The following is an 18,699-nucleotide window of genomic DNA, read 5'->3' on the forward strand; positions in this document are numbered from 1 at the left end:
AATTAGATGGTTCCACGGGCATTTTTGTACAATAATTTCTATTCTCTTACCCATTCTTTTTGAACATAGACTTTTTCAATAATACCATGGATGGAGGGATGTAGTTTACCTACACGTACCTTTAATGCATTTATTGCAGGAAAGGTTTTATTTAACGTATTAATAATACGGTTGCAAACTGTTTCAAGCAGTTCCATTCTTAGCAGCATTATTTCCTTTACTAAAAAATACACTTGTTCATAATTGATGGTACTCTCTAATGCTTCTTCATGAAAGGTGCTGTCTGAAATTTCCAAATAAATATCCACCATTATTGTATTTTTTAGTACCTGCTCTTCCTGATAATGGCCAATAGCAGCATTAAACCTTAAACCTTCCAGGGCAATTAGAGTCATTAGAATAAAACATCAAATATAGCTACATCCTGCTATGGGATTAATTACTCGGCAATGTAAGCAGGGGATGTATTAAGATTGTAATTGTCAGATGTCCGCAAATAGTTCATTCTCAATTGCACATATAGTTAAATCCATACACCTAATAATTAAACTTTCTGCGGTTAAATTTCAGAATCACACGATTGCATTCTACTTTTGCACACCCAAATACCTATTTGTTAGCTTCCTTGTTATACATTAATATATCCCTAAAGTTTTTACAACATGCGTGACGATCAGTTCCAGCATCCGGATTATTTTTTAGTTGATGAGTTATTGAGTGAGGAACAAAAGTTAATCCGGGATAGTGTGCGTTTATGGGTGAAAAAACAACTTTCTCCAATTATTGAGGAATATGCACAGCGATCCGAGTTTCCTAAGCAACTGATAAAAGGATTGGCGGAACTTGGTTGCTTTGGCCCTACCATTCCGGTTGAATATGGAGGCGCCGGTTTGGATTATATCTCGTATGGCTTGATGATGCAGGAGATTGAGCGTGGCGATTCAGGCATTCGTTCTGCGGCATCTGTGCAGGGTTCGCTGGTTATGTTTCCCATTTACGCATACGGAAGCGAAGAACAGAAAAAAAAATATCTTCCAAAACTAGCCAAAGGAGAGTGGATGGGTTGCTTTGGATTAACGGAACCGGATTATGGTTCCAACCCTTCTGACATGATTTCCAATTTTAAGGATGCGGGTGATCATGTAGTTCTTAACGGGGCAAAAATGTGGATCAGCAATGCACCCTTTGCCGACATAGCAGTTGTATGGGCAAAGGATGAAAGCGGAGAAATCAGGGGATTGGTGGTAGAGCGGGGCATGCGCGGTTATACTACTCCTGAAACGCATGGCAAATGGTCACTCCGTGCATCAGCAACCGGTGAGCTGGTTTTCGACAATGTACAGGTGCCAAAGGAAAATATTTTTCCTAATGTAAAAGGTTTAAAGGGCCCTCTGGGCTGCCTTACTAAGGCGCGATATGGAATTGCCTGGGGTGCCCTGGGAGCAGCAATGGATTGCTATGATTCTGCTTTAAGGTATTCAAAAGAAAGAATTCAATTTGGAAAGCCCATCGGTGGATTTCAGCTGATTCAAAAAAAATTAGCTGAAATGATAACGGAGATTACGAAAGCGCAATTGCTGGTTTGGCGCCTCGGAGTATTAATGAATGAAGACAGGGTTACCCCTCAGCAGGTTTCTATGGCAAAGAGAAACAGCGTTGAGATTGCAGTCAATATTGCCCGTGAAGCTCGTCAGATTCACGGCGGTATGGGAATTACCGGAGAATATCCGATCATGCGCCATATGATGAACCTTGAATCTGTTCTCACTTATGAAGGAACACATGATATTCATCTTTTAATTACGGGAATGGATGTAACCGGGTTCAATGCCTTTAAGTGATTACCCCAGATTTAAACTGAAAATTACTCCATTACCAGTAGCACCTACACCGAATGCTATTCCATACAATAAGCACAAGATTTCCAAATGCAATGAAACCTGTTGCAAAAGGTGAGGTCATGAACATCACTGAAGAGGCTGTTTGAAATATCATAGCTGAATATCAATCCGCCACCATCAATCCCGCAGACGATGCCATTCCATACAGTTTATTATTAGAAGCCTGCATTACACTTGACGTAGGATATTAGCCGGTAATCGTATCAAATTCATGAAGTTTTATACAGATATTACCAGAAGATTAAAGCTTAATAAAACTCCCACTCCGTAGGTGCTCACCATTAGTGGTTAAACCATATAGCTTACCATCCTTAGCTTTTATAAGGCTGCCACAAATATTCCCCTAAAGCATATTGGCCACCGGAAACTGTGATGCCATATACTAAGGAACCATCATCAGGCAACAAATTGCAAGAGGAGAACCACTGCTAAAGGAATAAATTTTTTCAAACTCCCTGCCATCCCCGTTGATTTTGATAATAGTACCTATTCCATAAGCGCCTCCCAGTTGCATGGTTCTGTAGGCTTCCCCATAATTGAGGGGTTTGCCCATGTAAAGAAGCTGATAAAGCCAATAGTGTAAAAACATGGAAAGATTTCTTCATTATTAAAATATTAAAAATGAATTCTTAAAACTTCTTATGATGCTTGCAAAAAATAAGAACATTTCTAATTATATAAATTCAATAAAGATTATGCTGACCAATTTCTAATCTGTGATTCTAACAATTGCATTTAATTCTTTTTACCAGGCAGCATTGGTACGAATTTGAATTGATCAAAGACTTCTTCTTTGATTTCAGAGGAAGAAATCTTAATAAGCCTGGTCATGCTTTGAATATCTCCGCTCCCGATCGGGATCACCAGGATACCGCCAACATTTAGCTGTTGAATCAATTTTTCAGGTACAAACGGAGCTGCAGCAGTAACAAGGATCTTATCAAATGGAGCAAAGGTTGGCAATCCCTCATATCCATCACCATAAAAACATTTAATGTGAGAATAGCCAAGCGCCTTAAGAATTATTTTTGATCTTTCATATAAGGGCCTCAATCTTTCTATGGTAAGAATTCGGGCCTGCATCTCTGAAAGAATGCAAGCTTGGTATCCGGAACCGGTTCCCACTTCAAGAATTTTATCCCCTTTTTGCACTCTAAGGAGCTGTGTCTGGTATGCTACCGTATAAGGTTGAGAGATGGTCTGTCCCTGGCCAATCGGAAAGGCATTATCCTCATAGGCCCGTTCAATAAAAGCACTATCAAAAGCAAACAAATGCCGCGGTACATTTTCCATAGCCTGCAGTACTGCTGTATCGCTTATGCCACGACTCCTTATTACTTCCATTAATTTTTTTCGCATGCCTTTGTGACGAAAGGTATCTGCCTGATTAATCATTACTTCTTCTGATGTAGAAAGCAAAGTTATAAGGAATATAGAGCTTCTGATTTACTGTAACGGTCTGTTAATTAATTTAGAATAACCTGATGAAATCCAGTTAAATTGCCGATGACTCATTATTGAATCTGTATATCTTCGCCATCATCATTTATAAAATAATCCACCATCAACCTTATGACACCTATCAAATTCGGAACAGACGGATGGAGAGCCATTATTGCCCTCGACTATACGGTTGAAAACGTGATGCGGGTCTCACAGGCTACCGCGCTATGGCTAAAAAAAAATTATGAGCAACCTAAAATAGTGATCGGTCACGATTGCCGTTTCGGCGGCGATCTGTTTGCAAAAGCTGTGGCGCGCATTATGTGTGCGAACGGTATAAAAACTTTTCTTGCAGAAGGGTTTGTATCAACGCCTATGGTTTCTATGGGCGCAAAAGTTTTTGGGGCTGGAATAGGCGTAGTGATCACAGCAAGTCATAATCCCCCGTCTTATAATGGGTTTAAGTTGAAAAGTGAGCATGGCGGACCGAGCTCTCCGGCTATAATTTCCGAAGTGGAAACAATGATACCGGCTTTAGTTGATATTCCTTTGGTTTCTATAGATGATTACGAAACGGATGGATTATTGGAATACGTGGATTTGGAAACCATGTATGTAGATGCAGTACGAAAAAGTTTTGATCTGGATGCCATAAATAACAGCAGCGTAATGGTCGCTTACGATGCCATGTATGGTGCAGGTCAAAGAGTAATTCCCCAAATCCTGAAAAGTCCCATATTGCTTCATTGCGATTACAATCCCTCTTTTAAAGGTATTGCGCCTGAACCGCTGGACCGCAACCTGGCCGAACTGGCCTCACTGATCCGTAACAGCCCGAATAACGTATGCGGCTGGGCAACAGACGGCGATGCAGATCGAATTGGGATGTATGATGAAGACGGCAATTTTGTGGATGCCCATCACATTATCCTCCTTTTGATCCATTACCTCCATAAATACAAGGGCATGACCGGTAAAGTGGTTGTTGCATTTTCTGTTTCTGATAAGGTAAAAAAGATGTGCATGAAATATGGTCTGCCGGTGGAGGTTACCCGGATTGGTTTTAAATACATCAGCGATAAAATGGTACAGGACGATGTATTGGTTGGAGGCGAAGAGTCGGGAGGCATCGCCGTTAAAGGCCACATCCCGGAGCGCGATGGTATCTGGGATGGATTGATCCTTTTGGAATTTATGGCGAAGACCGGTAAAACCATGAAGCAGATTATCGGTGAAGTATACGACGTAGTAGGCAGCTTTTCTTTCGACCGGCTTGATCTTCATCTCGATGAATCACTTAAGCAGCAGATTATACAGAACTGCAGGGAAAATAAATATGCTTCCTTTGGAAGTTACCAGGTGCGGCGTATAGAAGACATTGACGGCTTTAAATATCATTTCGATAACGATCAATGGATCATGATACGCGCCTCAGGAACAGAACCTTTGCTTCGTGTTTATGGTGAAGCCGCTACGCGCGAAGAGGTGACAGAGCTTTTACAAACAGCAAAGAAAGAATTGCTGGGGTAAAGATTATTCTATTTTTTAACCTTTTTTAAAATTATTTATGAAGAATTCTTTACTTTATTTTTCTCTATTCCTGATACACAATGCTTCCTTTTCACAAGGCATAATGACCCCTGAGCTAATGTGGAAACTGGGAAGAGTTGCAGGTGAAGCCCTGAGCCCTGATGGTAATAATGTGATCTATGGCGTCACCTATTATGATATGGCTGCTAATAAGAGCGAGCGGAACCTCTATACAATATCTCTTAACGGAGGCGAGGCCAGACAGATTACCACCACAATGGGAAGTGAATCTGGTGTACAGGTAACTCCATCTGGTAAAATGGGATATATATATAAAGGGCAATGGTGGGAATCAAACTGGGATGGCAGTGCACCTAAACAGATCAGCAATGTGGAAGGAGATATTGATAATGTAAAATTTACCACTGACGGTAAATATGTTTTGTATACCAAAGAGGTTAAGGTCATTAGTAATTACCACGACCGGTATTCTGATCTTCCAAAAGCAGAAGCTCACGAGGCCGATGATTTAATGTATCGCCATTGGGATGAGTGGGAAGATGGCAGCTACAGTCATATTTTTTACGCCTCTTATTATGACGGTCAATTCAGTGACGATAAGGATATCCTGCAGGGTGAACCCTATGATTCACCTCAAAAGCCCGATGGCGGGCCAGAAGATATTATATGGGATGGTTTGGGCCAGGGAATCATTTATGTATGCAAGAAAAAAAAACTGGTAAAGAATATGCATTGAGCACCAACACCGATCTGTATTATTACAATCTCTCAACAGGTAAAACAACAGATCTCACCTTAGAAGGAAAAGGGTATGATACTAACCCCGCAATGTCGCCAAAAGGTACCTGGATCGCGTATACGAGCATGGCAAAAGAAGGCTTTGAAGCAGATAAGAATGATCTGATAATTGCCAATCTTTTATCAGGAATGCGCATTAACGTAACAAAAGACTGGGACGGTACCGTAGGATCCATTCAATGGAGCAATGATGCGAAGAAGATTTATTTCCTTGCTGTAACTGAAGGCACTGAACAAATCTTTGAAGCGACATTACAGCCGGATGCTACAAAAAATTCCGTAAAAGATATAAGGCAGGTTACCAAAGGTGATCATGATATCACAGATTTTACAGGAGAATTAAATTCAGTTATGGTCGCCTCGAAGCAGGATATGAACCATGCGGCGGAATTAGTCAGGATAGATTTAAAGTCAGGAGAAATATCTCCTCTTACACAGGTTAATAAGTCAGCTTATGAAGGGATAAAGACAAGCCGCATAGATAAGGTATGGGTAACCACTTCCGATAATAAAAAAATGCTCACATGGGTCATCTACCCACCTGATTATGATGCCGGTAAAAGGTATCCTGCATTACTGTACTGTCAGGGTGGGCCACAATCCGCACTTTCACAATTCTATTCTTTCCGCTGGAATTTTCAGGTTATGGCTGCCAACGGATATATTGTAATAGCCCCCAATAGAAGAGGAATGCCGGGATATGGAGTACAATGGAATTCTGCTATCAGCGGAGATTGGGGTGGCCAGCCTATCCGTGATTATTTATCTGCGGTAGATTCAATTTCAAAGTGGCCTTCAGTAGATAAATCAAGAATTGGGGCAGTAGGAGCAAGCTATGGCGGCTATTCCGTTTATATGCTGGAAGGTGCAGGAAACGGCCGGTTTAAAACGTGTATCGCTCACTGTGGATTATTTAATCTGGAGAGCTGGTATGGATCTACAGAAGAGCTGTGGTTTGCAAACTGGGATGTGGGTGGACCGTACTGGAAAAACCCGGAGCCAAAAAGTTACCTCGAATCCAATCCTGTAAAATCTGTTGACAAATGGAATACACCCATTATGATTATAGAGGGTGAAAGGGATTACCGGGTTCCTTATAACCAGGGATTGGAGGCTTTCCAGGCAGCACAGCTTAAAGGTATTAAAAGCCGCCTGCTGGTTTTCCCGGATGAAACTCATTATGTATTGCAACCGCAGAATAGCTTGCTTTGGTATCGTGAATTCTACAGGTGGCTTGATGAAACATTAAAACAGTAAAAAATATAACTTCCCTGGAATTAATTTTAATAAATATTGTTTAAGACTTCCAACAGTGTATAAAAAACATGCTCCATTTTTAGATTTCAACCATTAAACTATATTACTTTTCTATTGTCTGTAAACGCTTATCACAAATTAACTGAACACTCATGTTCGGTTCTCATTTTAACTTCTTTCAAACTAAAATTATTGTAATGACTTTGAAAAATTTCTCCCGAATAATGTCTCTAAGTGTGGCGCTCCTTTTATGCAGCCATTCTATATGGGCTCAATTTCAATATGTTAATCCCAAACCCGGGTCTTCGATGCACCATGTTGAGACAGGGATTATCTTGCGAAATGGCGCCTTAATTGATCCTTCATCTCTGCAGGCTTCCCTTTTTTCTGTAGTTGGTTCTAAGAGCGGGAACCATGCAGTAAAAATTATTTTAGCAGACGACAGTAAGACTGTGCTCCTTAATCCAATTGTGGTTTTTAAGCCTGGTGAAACCGTAACCGTAACGGTAAAAAGTGGCATGAAAACGCTGCAGGGATTGACGATTACAGGCACTACTTTCACTTTTAAAATAGGAGATACCGGAAACCCGGAAACTCAGGCAAGAATTCAAAATGCTTTAGCCCAAATTCATACAGAAGAAATGGGAGCTCCACCGGTAATTTCACGCACTAATTCACCTGCTGATTGGCATCATGCCTTACCACCTTTTGATATCTGGGTTAACAACAATCCCGCACCCGGTCAGATTTTCTTCCACAATTTTAGTTTTTTCCTAACAGGTACATCTCATTACTGTATTATAGAAAATAACGGAGATTCTGTATATGGAAAGTGGGATACCATCAAGGGAAACAATTTTACACTCAATGGTAATAACTACCTCACGTTATATAATGATACATTAATGGCATTCCAGGTTTTGGATTCAAATTATAACTCTATTGATACTTTTCAGATGGGGAATGGCTATAAAGCGGATGTCCACGAATTCCTAATTTATTCAAACGGTCACTCTTTTCTTGAAAGCTACGATGCGGAACCATTTGATATGACTATTTACAATCCTACCTATAATCCGGACGCAATAGTGACCGGGGCCGTAGTTCAGGAATTGGATAAAAATAAAAATGTGATTTTTCAGTGGAGAAGCTGGGACTACTTCCAGGTAACAGATGATACACATGATCCGCTAACTACGAGTACTATCGATTATGTACACCTCAATTCAATTTATCCGGATACGGATGGAAATATAATTGTTTCATGCCGGTCAATGGATGAGGTAACCAAGATTAATCATACTACCGGAGGACTTGTATGGAGATGGGGTGGGAAAAATAATCAGTTCACCTTTGTTTCGGATGCGGAAAAATTTTCACATCAGCACGATGTAATTCGAATCACTAATGGACATATTACCATGTTTGACAATGGTAATTACCACAGTCCGCCACAATCATTTGCAAAAGAGTATCAGTTGGATGAAGTAAATAAAGTAGCTACTCTTGTGTGGAAATATTCACGTAATACTTCTGCAGGACCTGTTTATGGTAATGCCATGGGAAGTATGCAGCGGTTAGCAAATGGCAACACCTTAATTAGCTGGGGCCTGATATATGTCCCTGAATTTCCTACCGCAACGGAAGTTGATATAAATCAAAACGTGGTTTGGGAAATGCGCCTGGATGATACTTATACAGATGCTATTTACCGCATTCATAAATTTACCTGGGATCCCTGTTCCCGCCCTACTACAAGTACTATGAGAGCCACGAATATTACAGCTACAAAGGCTCAGCTTTCATGGGGTGCCGCTACGAACGCTTCCAGCTATTCTTTAAACTACCGGCTTCAGGGTGCTACAAACTGGATTGTAAAGAGCCCTAGCAGTCCTAATAAAACGGTTAAAAAACTTACCCCCGGAAGCACCTACGAATGGAGAGTAAGATCAACCTGTACCAATCCGTCTGCACAATCAGGATATACGGGCATAAAGACTTTTAATACATTAGCCGGCAGAGATGTTGTTCTTACAGAAAATAAAGAAAGTAACGTTTATATTTATCCTAACCCGGCTGCAGGACTTTTTACGATTCATTTTAATGTAGATCAGGATGGTCCTGTACAAATAAAAATTTATGATATAACGGGTCGCATAATTTATTTTATTAATAAAGATATGAACGTTGGAGAGCAGGCACTCAAAGTAAATCTTGATGGTGTAACTGCGGGGATGTATGTGGCTGAAATCAGAACAGCGTCAGGTAAGTTTACACAGAAACTTGTTATTGAATAGTCTTAACGTGATACAAAGAAAAAGGGGCCCTGCTGCCCCTTTTTTTTGTGTGAATATTTTCGGTGAGAGAATCTTTTTCCTTATTATTTACGTCTACTGATAACCCGGGATTGATCATCAGTATTCTAAATTAATTTAATATTAAATTGAATTAACTAAATGAAATTGGTTTTTTTATGTATGCTATTAAGCGTCTGGAAACCCATTGAGTTTCAATCAAATGATTTGTACTTCCCCCGGAATGTTCAGCAAGCATTTGAAAAAGGCACGCGTTCTTCTGATGGCAGACCTGGTGAAAATTACTGGCAAAATAGTGGGGACTATAACATCAATATTTCTTTCGATCCCAAAACACTTTTACTTAGCGGAAAAGAAACCATAGTATATCACAACAACAGTCCTGATACACTCCATAAAATAGTAATACATCTTTATCCTGATTATTATAAAAAAGGCCTGCTCCATAATTATCCCATTGACGAAAAAGATGAAAATGAGGGTGTAACAGTAGAACAGTTATCCATAAATGGAGAAGAATTTGATTTGGGCCTGAAGGGAAACTCGGAAAGACTCGGCACTAACCTGACCATTTTTCCTGTTAAGAAAATAGTGCCAGAGAGCACAGCAAGCGTTCAAATTACATGGCATTATACGGTGAATAAAGGTTCCCATAACCGGACCGGCGAAGTTGATTCATCTTCCTTTTTTTTGGCGTACACCTTTCCGCGCATAGCTGTTTATGATGATATTGATGGCTGGGATACCTGGAGCTACATTGGTTTGCAGGAATTTTATAACGACTGGGGAAACTTTCAGGTCGAAATCTCAATGCCCGCTGGTTTTGTAGTTTGGGGTACGGGCGAACTGATGAATGCAGGGGAAGTTTTTGATAAAAAGATCTTTGATAAATACCAGGCTGCTCTTCACAGTGACCGGGAAATAGATATAATAAATGCAGCCGACTATAAAAACGGACCGGTTACCGGAACAAACCAGCAACTTACCTGGAAATTTTCTGCAAAAGATGTAACTGACTTTGCCTTTGCATTGAGTGACCATTATTTGTGGGACGGTAGTTCTTTAGTGGTAGATAAAAGATCAGGCCGAAGGGTCTTTATCGATGCAGCTTATAACAAAGATTCAAAAGATTTTAAAGAGGTGGCAAGCGTTTCCAGAAAGTGCATAGACATTATGAGCAACACTTATCCCGCTGTTCCCTTTCCCTTTCAACACGAAACGATATTTAACGGTCTTGATGAGATGGAATACCCAATGATGGTAAATGATAATTCTACTGATTCCCGTAAGGATATGGTTCAGCTGACCTCACATGAAATATTCCATTCTTATTTTCCATTCTATATGGGTATTAATGAAACAAAATATGCATGGATGGATGAAGGGTGGGCAACTATAGGAGAGTCCATAATTTCTCCAATGCTGAATGAACCTGAGGACGAAGGAATTTTTATGCGTGAAAAATATGAGACTATTGCGGGCACTGATGATGAAGTTCCAATGATTACGAATTCTGAACTCCAAACTCAAGTTTCCTATAGTACCAATTCTTATGGAAAACCAGGAATTTTCTATTGGACACTTCAAAACCTGCTCGGAGATGAAATCTTTTTTAGGGCATTACATGAATACATTAATCGATGGCATGGAAAACATCCGGTACCTTATGATTTTTTCAATACATTCAATGATGTTTCGGCACAGGATTTAAGTTGGTTTTTTAAGCCCTGGTTCTTTGAATCAGGATATCCTGACCTGACCATAAAGGAAGTATCGAAGATTGAATCAGGTTCCTTAAATGCTTCTGAAAAATGGAATGTATTGATAGAGCGAAAAGGCAGCATTCCGGTACCAGTGTATTTAGAGTTCATCCTGCAGAACAATGCGATTGTTAAATTTAATAGTACCGCTGCAATATGGCAAGATGGTAAAAAAGAATTTACGGTGGAAGAACAGTTACCAGGCAAACTAAAAGAGATAAAACTTGGCAATTCATTTATTCCGGATACGAATAAAAAGGATAATGACCGGATAATAAATAATAAATAAAGTAGTACTATTCAATAGTCATAAAACGATACTTTAAAAAATTCTGAAACTTAATCCACGCTATGGTGACTAATTTAATTGCAAAAACAAGCAGAACTATCAATGCATCCACCAATAAAGTTTGGCAGGCATTAACCGATCCGGCGCTTATAAAACAATATCTTTTTGGCACAGATACAACATCTGACTGGAAGAAGGGAAGCAGCATTACTTATTCAGGAATATGGAAGGATAAGCCTTATACAGATAAAGGAAGGATAGTTGATATAGTCCCGGAAAAATTATTGCATACCACTTATTTAAGCGGAATGAGTGGTAAAGAAGACAAGCCAGAGAATTATGCAAATGTGATCTATGAAATTGAATCGAAAAATGAAGGTACCTTTATTACTATTTCGCAGGATAATATCGACAATGAGGATCAGCTAAAGCACATGCAGGAAAACTGGACAATGGTGCTGGACGGAATGAAAAAACTTCTTGAAAAATGATTTTCCCCAATCAATAAAAGCCCGTTCTATCGCAATTTAAATAACGGTTAAATACCGCTCAGGTTATGCAGCCATCCAGCACTTCTTTTTTGCAATCACCACTGAAAACTATCTTAACATCAGGCTTTTTAGCAGGTACTCTGGATTTAACAACTGCTTTAGTAGTTTATTCTGTTATGCTTCAAAAAGTAACAGCGACCAGGCTATTGCAATCCATTGCAAGTGGTGTATTTGGAAAAACAGCATATGATGGCGGAAGTGAAATGGTGATTTTTGGCATTGTCCTGCATTTTATGATTGCATTTTCTTTTGCCATCTTTTATTTTTTTATATATCCCCACATTCCATTTCTGAAAAAACAAAAAATTATTAGTGGTTTGTTATATGGATTGTTTGCGTGGATTATTATGAACCTGATAATTCTTCCTTTGGTATTCTCTCATTTATCTGTAATGACACCCAATTCCATAGTTATCGGAGCCACTATACTGATGATTATGATTGGTTTACCCATATCAATTGTTACAAGCAAGTATTATAATGCTAAATCTGAACCGGGATTAGAGAGTTGATCTTTTAGTATTTTAATTATCCTCAATAATCCGTATCTAAAATTCTTTTGCTTCTTAATCGTATATCTGATAAAGATATATTGGTTTCTATTTTCTTTGCATTCTCTTAATCCAAAAAAAAAAATTCTATGGAAATTATTCCCTTGCTTCTGAAAGAATTTGATCAGGAAGCACAAACAACCCGTAAAATGCTGGAGCGGGTGCCAAATGATAAGTACAGTTGGAAACCTCATGAAAAAAGCATGACCATCCAACAACTCGCTACCCACGTTGCTGAATTGCCCTCATGGGTTACGATGGCACTTAACACAGAGGAGCTGGACTTTGCCAAAACTCCCTATCAGCAATCTGGTATAGATAATACGGAGGACCTGCTGAAGCATTTTGAAACTGCCCTCGCCAGCGGCAAAGCTTCACTAAGCAGCGCTTCCGAAGATCAATTGCTCCCGAAATGGACACTGCGCAATGGCGAACAAGTATATACTGTTCTTACTAAGTATGAGGTGATACGGCATGCACTTGCCCAAACCATTCATCACCGTGCTCAATTAGGAGTTTTTCTTCGTCTCTTAAACGTACCGATACCGGGAACATATGGACCCAGTGCAGATGAACAGCTTTTTTAAAAGACAGTAAGAGGGACTTTTGATTTTGTAAAGTCCCTCTTATTCAAAAGTTAAATTAAAGTACCATTTATTTATTCATCCATAAAAATGGATTTGATATTTGTGAATTCATGCATTCCATATTTGCTTAATTCACGGCCATAGCCTGATTTTTTTATCCCTCCGAAAGGCAACCTTGGATCACTCTTAACCAATGCATTTATAAATACATTTCCTGCATTAATATCCCGGGCCAATTTTAATCCCCGATCCTGATCTTTAGTCCATATTGAAGCGCCAAGGCCATATCGGTTTCTGTTGGCTAAGCTTACAGCTTCTCTTTCGTTTTTTGCTTCTATAATTGAAGCAATGGGCCCAAAGAGCTCTTCATCAAAAGAAGGCATTCCAGGCTGCACATGATCCAGTAATGTGGGTTGAAAATTATTTAGTTGACGTGTTCCGCCTGTTATAACAATAGCTCCATCCTGAATAGACACTTTTTGCTGGTTTTCCAATTTTTCTGCGAGGTCTTGCCTGGCAATAGGTCCCATGGTAGTGGATTCTTCCAATGGATTACCCTGGTTAATATTCTGAACGCCCTCAATAAGTTTTTGTAAGAAGGCATCTTTTATTTTTCCCAGTACAATAAAGCGTTTTGCGGCGATGCACGATTGACCGGCATTTTGCATGCGGGATTGCAAAGCAATTTTTGCAGCTTTACTCAGGTCTGCGTCCTCTAAAACAATCAGAGGGTCGCTTCCACCCAGCTCCATCACAGATTTCTTAATATGCTTTCCAGCAAGTGAAGCGACTGACGATCCAGCAAATTCACTGCCTGTTAATGTAATACCCTGAACAATGTTGTGAGCAATAATTTTTTCTGTCACGTCAATATCCACAATCAGACACTGAAATAAACCCTCAACAGCTCCGCATTCCTTAAAGATTTTTTCAATTTCTATAGCACAGCATGTTACGTTAGGCGCATGCTTCAACAAAATCACATTACCCGTCATAGTAGCTGGTGCAGCAAATCTGAAGACCTGCCAGAAAGGAAAGTTCCAGGGCATTATAGCGAAAATGGCTCCTATGGGTTGAAAACTAACCAGGCTTTTTCTTGCGGATGAAGCAATGAGTTCATCCTTTAAAAAACCTTCACCATGATCTGCATAATAGTCGCACGTCAATGCACATTTTTCAATTTCCGCTCTTGATTCATTTAATATTTTTCCCATTTCGAGCGAAATAATGCTTGCATAGTATTCCTTATTTTCACGAAGTTTTGTTGCCACACGGTGAAGTAATTCTGACCGATTTGAAAAAGGGCTGATTTTCCAAACTTCAAATGCTTGTTCTGCCCTTTCTAATTTATTTTCAATTTGCCCATTATTGATTAATTCATGTTCCGCAATTAAGGACTGATTGAATGGATTTATAGATTTAAATATTCTCATGCTCTTCGAAATATAAAAAATTAAAGGTTTGGATAAGCTTATTAAAATTTGGGTTAACCTGTTGCTCAGCCTAAAAAAATAGAATGAGGAATTATTGCTTTTTATATGCAATAATTCCTCAGGAATGATTATACAAGTAAGACTGAAGTTATTTCAACCAGGCCCCAACTTCTGTTTTAATTTCATCAGCTGTTTTGCCTGTTTTTTGCTGAAGTCTTCCCCACATTTGCTCGTCTTTACCTTCTTCATATAGAAGATCATCATCTGTTAAATTAGCATACTTTTCTTTTAGTTTGCCCTTGATTAGATGCCATTTGCCTTTTAATTCAAGATTTTCCATAATTAATAATTTAAAAGTGAAATTAAATTTTGAAAGATTACTAATGAATATTCCATAGCCATTTTTACAAACATTACAAAGCTAATAATCAGTAGCTAAAATAATATATTCTATACTAATAAAAGCAGCACAGAACGAACTTCGTGATTAAAAGATTGTATAAGTATAAGTAGATAAATATGAGGTCAATTCTTTTTAATAATAAATCATTGCTTTATTCATTCCGGATTCTTTTAGGGAGCCTTATCGTATGGTGGTCACTAAATTGCTTACACGATAATAAAAAAATATGGGCTGTTATTTCTGTTATTGTAGTATCGGATCCGGACTTTGATACATTGCGCGTTTCAGCTATTTCAAGAATTGTAAATACATTAATGGGCTGTTTGATTGGTCTTCTGTTTATGTATATAGCAGGAATTAATCTATGGTCATTAATGACGGCTATTACTGTTTCGGTGCTGATAAGTACTTCCTTTAAAAAATACCCCTCCAGTTGGAAACTGGCGCCTGCAACAGTAGCAATACTGATGGTGCCTGCAATAACAGATAAGGAAAACTGGTTGCTTGCAATGCAGGTGGCTATGGACCGGACAGGTGAAATCTTATACGGCTGTTTTGTTGCATTAATGCTTGGCATTATTTTAACATCAATACGGAAACGATTAGAAGAAAAGTATACTTCTTAAAACTTTCTTCTTCTGATTTATGTTATGAATTACATACTACGTTCGATAGTGAGCATATGGAAATAATTCATTGCGGCAAAAGTGGATGGAGGATGAATGAAATAATGGATAAAGGATTGATAAAAGCTATTGGTGAAGAAATTTAGCTTTGGTATGAATAAAATGTTTGAGGTTAGCTAAAACCAATGTATTATTTATCATTTTCTTTAAGTAAATCTTCGAGGTCGAGACTGTGAGTGAACATGTGCAGAGAACCGTCCAGGTGTTTAGGCCATTCATCTCCTGGGCGATCCCAATATAATTCCACACCATTCTTATCAGGATCATTAAGATACAATGCTTCAGAAACCCCGTGATCTGCTACACCTGTAAAAGGGTAATTTGCCATTAGCAATCTGTTATAAATTATTGCCAGATCTTTTCGGGTAGGATATAAGATAGCTGTATGAAATAAACCTACTGAATTAACCGGCGAGGAAGGGGAATTTTTACTGTACCAGGTATTTAACCCGATATGATGGTGGTATCCTCCTGCAGAAATAAAAGCAGCGTCGCCACCATAAGTTGCCATTAATTCAAATCCCAGTAAGTCACAGTAAAATTGCAGGGAACGCTTTAAATCAGCCACTTTGAGATGGACATGACCTATATGGGTTTGATCAGGAATTTTGTAATTATCCATTGAATATTTACATCTGCAAGTACTGTATAATTATACTACCATTGAATTAATATCTGGTCATTCTTATTTTTAATAACAGCAGACAAGGTGTTTAATAGTGGCTTGTCTTTTATATTCACTTCCATCATGGGGAAATTGCCTGTCTTTACACCTGTTTCGGTTCCATTTATCTTTACCGTGTTTTTCATTTCCTGAAAGCCATGAAAAATCAGCTTCAGATTTTTGAACTGAGAAGAATAGGAGCCCTGTACTTTATCCAATACTATTTGATGCTTTAAAGGATCGAATACCATATTACGTTTAACAAAAACACCATTTTCATAATCGAATCTATCGCCTGCATCTTCATAATAAATAAAACTGCTTGTGTTTTGAGAATAATAAATGTGAAGGAAAAGAGTATCGGATGGTAATTGAACCGTTGTTTGAACTGGAGATTGCATGGGAATAAAACTTCCCGCTTTTACAAATACCGGTAATTTTTCAATCGGTGATTCATAATACATTTCATTATTGCCAGTGTATTTCATGTTATTGTAGAAGTCATACCATTCACCTGCAGGCAGATAAACCTTCTCAGAAAAATGGGAACTTGGGCATGGAACTACCAGCAATGACGATCCGAATAAGTATTGATTTTCGTAATTGCCCTGATAAATTTTTTCATCATTGGTATAGTTAATTGCAAGGCTGCGCTGCACCGGCATACCTGTTACAGTTGATTCATAAAATGCGGAATAAATATAAGGAAGCAGGTTATAGCGAAGTTGTACGTAGCTGCGAACCACTTGTTCCATGTCCTCACCGTAGCTCCACGGTTCAGAGTCCCGGGCTCCGTACATCTTATGGCTTCGGTAAAATGGGCAGAAGGCTCCAACACTCATCCAGCGGGTATATAATTGCGGTGTTGCATCACCACCAAAGCCGCTTACATCGTCACCTGCGAAAGATACTCCGCTTAGTCCAAGAGAATTTACCATCCGGACTCCAAGAAGCATGTGCTCATCTGTAGGCAGGTTATCTCCGGTCCAGATAGCAGTGTAACGCTGCAGGCCAGCATAACCTGCGCGGGTAAGCACAAAAGGGCGCTTGCCGGAGAGTAATTTTTTCTCCCCTTCATATGTCGCACGTGACATCTGGAACCCATAAAGATTGCGATCCATTTTATGGGTGGTAGAAATGCCATCATTATTGAAGACAATATTATTGGGTATCAGCTGCCCCCAGGTAGCTATCTCGTTCATATCACACCATACCCCGTCAATCCCTTCATCAATATTTTCTTTGAAAAGTTTGCCCCACCATATTCTTGCTGAAGGTTTCGTGAAATCAGTAAAAACACACCATCCCGGCCATACCTCGCCACTATAAACAGTTCCATCAGGATATTTAATGAATGCGTCATTTTTTAATCCGTCCTCATATGGAGCGTAGTTTTTTTCTACTTTAATACCGGGATCGACAATCACAATATTTTTAAAGCCCAGCTTATCCATTCTATCCAGCATCCTTTTTGGATTTGGAAAACGGATGGAATCCCAGGTAAAAACTTTATAGTTCTGCATGTAATGAATATCGAACCAGATAACATCGCACGGAATTTTTTTATCCCGAAATGTTTGTGCAAGACTTAATACTTCGCTCTCAGGAAAATAGCTGTACCTGCATTGCTGAAAGCCTAACGACCATAAAGGAGGCATTGGCATTCTCCCGGTTAACCACGTATATGATTCAATAATTTTAGATACATTAGAATTGCAGATCATGAAATAATTCATATCTCCTGCTTCGGTAGAAAAAAAAGAAAAACGGTTCTGCGAGGCACCAAAGTTAAAGTGGGTTTTAGATGAATTATCGAGGAAAATGCCATACACCAGGGAATCATGGTTGCCTATATAAAAAGGTATTGTGGAATAGAGTGGATCGTTACGGCTGTCGTATCCAAAAAAATCAGTGTTCCAGTTTTCGTAACCCCGGCCCCGGCGGTCAAGGTCTCCTGTTTTCTCCCCCAATCCTAAAAAGCGCTCTGAAGGAAATAGTTTTTTGTAAGTTGTAATTTCATTGTCTATCCACGAAGTTCCAAAAGCATCATCATCCGCATTTATCAGTTTCCCTTCTATGTTATACAACGCTAACCTTACAGGTCTTTTAGTGATAATTAATTTAATTGAATCCGTTTCCAGAGCGTAGTTGTCATTATTTTCAACCATGGAATATTTTACTCCTGATTCGGGATTTGCTATTACGGCATAGGAAAAATCGCTGAACTGTTCATTCCTTGTAATATCAATTTTTATAACATTGGCTGAATAAACAATGACTTTGACATTCCCATTATCCGTGTGAATAATGATACCATTCTCTGTTTTTACAGAAGAATTACTATTGCCAAGGCTTTGACTTAAAGACTGTGCTTCTGCAATGGTGAAAATGGAAGTAAAAGAAATAAGGAGAATGGCAAACTTCATAGTAACGTGTTTGCTCAAACCTACATGATTAAGGTAAAAAAACAAAAGGTTATAGATTGACTTTTTAAATACTAATTAGCTATA

At 38.9% G+C, this 18,699-nt stretch carries 15 protein-coding genes and 1 pseudogene; 9 read left to right on the forward strand and 7 right to left on the reverse strand.

Going from position 1 to position 18,699, the window contains the following annotated elements:
* Positions 1-38: 38 nt before the first annotated feature.
* Entirely contained in the window at positions 39-395 is a 357-nt protein-coding gene (gene folB, locus H0W62_00840) for a dihydroneopterin aldolase (GenBank protein MBA3647092.1), read from the reverse strand.
* Between the two features lie 267 nt (positions 396-662).
* Here folB and H0W62_00845 point away from each other — a divergent pair, with 267 nt between their 5' ends.
* Entirely contained in the window at positions 663-1,841 is a 1,179-nt protein-coding gene (locus H0W62_00845; protein ID MBA3647093.1) for an acyl-CoA dehydrogenase family protein, read from the forward strand.
* Positions 1,842-2,283: 442 nt separating this feature from the next.
* Here H0W62_00845 and H0W62_00850 read toward each other — a convergent pair whose 3' ends face one another.
* Positions 2,284-2,454, reverse strand: coding sequence for a hypothetical protein (locus tag H0W62_00850; GenBank protein MBA3647094.1), 171 nt, complete (start codon positions 2,452-2,454; stop codon positions 2,284-2,286).
* Between the two features lie 182 nt (positions 2,455-2,636).
* Positions 2,637-3,296, reverse strand: coding sequence for a protein-L-isoaspartate(D-aspartate) O-methyltransferase (locus H0W62_00855; GenBank protein ID MBA3647095.1), 660 nt, complete (start codon positions 3,294-3,296; stop codon positions 2,637-2,639).
* Positions 3,297-3,473: 177 nt separating this feature from the next.
* On the opposite strand from H0W62_00855, the gene H0W62_00860 reads away from it, so the two are divergent.
* The 7 genes and pseudogenes from H0W62_00860 to H0W62_00890 all read left to right on the forward strand — a co-directional run bounded on the left by H0W62_00860 (position 3,474) and on the right by H0W62_00890 (position 13,003).
* Positions 3,474-4,874, forward strand: coding sequence for a phosphoglucomutase/phosphomannomutase family protein (locus tag H0W62_00860; protein ID MBA3647096.1), 1,401 nt, complete (start codon positions 3,474-3,476; stop codon positions 4,872-4,874).
* 37 nt (positions 4,875-4,911) lie between these two features.
* Positions 4,912-6,950 (forward strand): annotated as a pseudogene (locus H0W62_00865) (S9 family peptidase).
* A gap of 197 nt (positions 6,951-7,147) precedes the next feature.
* On the forward strand, positions 7,148-9,247 hold the full coding sequence (locus tag H0W62_00870; protein ID MBA3647097.1) for an aryl-sulfate sulfotransferase: 2,100 nt from the start codon (positions 7,148-7,150) through the stop codon (positions 9,245-9,247).
* Positions 9,248-9,406: 159 nt separating this feature from the next.
* Complete coding sequence (locus tag H0W62_00875) at positions 9,407-11,314, forward strand: M1 family metallopeptidase (GenBank protein ID MBA3647098.1); 1,908 nt, start codon at positions 9,407-9,409, stop codon at positions 11,312-11,314.
* Positions 11,315-11,376: 62 nt separating this feature from the next.
* The gene (locus H0W62_00880; protein ID MBA3647099.1) at positions 11,377-11,805 is read left to right on the forward strand and encodes an SRPBCC domain-containing protein; all 429 of its coding nucleotides are present in this window, start codon (positions 11,377-11,379) and stop codon (positions 11,803-11,805) included.
* An 89-nt stretch (positions 11,806-11,894) separates the two neighbouring features.
* A complete protein-coding gene (locus H0W62_00885) occupies positions 11,895-12,377 on the forward strand; it encodes a DUF1440 domain-containing protein (protein MBA3647100.1) in 483 nt (160 codons plus the stop codon).
* Positions 12,378-12,505: 128 nt separating this feature from the next.
* Positions 12,506-13,003, forward strand: a complete 498-nt coding sequence (locus H0W62_00890) for a DinB family protein (GenBank protein MBA3647101.1) — start codon at positions 12,506-12,508, stop codon at positions 13,001-13,003.
* A 71-nt stretch (positions 13,004-13,074) separates the two neighbouring features.
* Here the strand turns inward: H0W62_00890 and H0W62_00895 are convergent, their stop codons facing one another.
* A complete protein-coding gene (locus H0W62_00895) occupies positions 13,075-14,436 on the reverse strand; it encodes an NAD-dependent succinate-semialdehyde dehydrogenase (protein MBA3647102.1) in 1,362 nt (453 codons plus the stop codon).
* Positions 14,437-14,584: 148 nt separating this feature from the next.
* A complete protein-coding gene (locus H0W62_00900; GenBank protein ID MBA3647103.1) occupies positions 14,585-14,776 on the reverse strand; it encodes a CsbD family protein in 192 nt (63 codons plus the stop codon).
* Positions 14,777-14,955: 179 nt separating this feature from the next.
* Here H0W62_00900 and H0W62_00905 point away from each other — a divergent pair, with 179 nt between their 5' ends.
* On the forward strand, positions 14,956-15,465 hold the full coding sequence (locus tag H0W62_00905; GenBank protein MBA3647104.1) for an FUSC family protein: 510 nt from the start codon (positions 14,956-14,958) through the stop codon (positions 15,463-15,465).
* A 190-nt stretch (positions 15,466-15,655) separates the two neighbouring features.
* On the opposite strand, the gene H0W62_00910 is transcribed toward H0W62_00905, so the two are convergent.
* Both H0W62_00910 and H0W62_00915 read right to left on the reverse strand, forming a co-directional pair.
* On the reverse strand, positions 15,656-16,147 hold the full coding sequence (locus H0W62_00910) for a VOC family protein (protein ID MBA3647105.1): 492 nt from the start codon (positions 16,145-16,147) through the stop codon (positions 15,656-15,658).
* A gap of 35 nt (positions 16,148-16,182) precedes the next feature.
* On the reverse strand, positions 16,183-18,615 hold the full coding sequence (locus tag H0W62_00915) for a glycoside hydrolase family 31 protein (GenBank protein ID MBA3647106.1): 2,433 nt from the start codon (positions 18,613-18,615) through the stop codon (positions 16,183-16,185).
* Positions 18,616-18,699 lie beyond the last annotated feature (84 nt).

The sequence above is a fragment of the Chitinophagales bacterium genome (assembly GCA_013816805.1).
Lineage (GTDB): Bacteria > Bacteroidota > Bacteroidia > Chitinophagales > UBA10324 > MGR-bin340.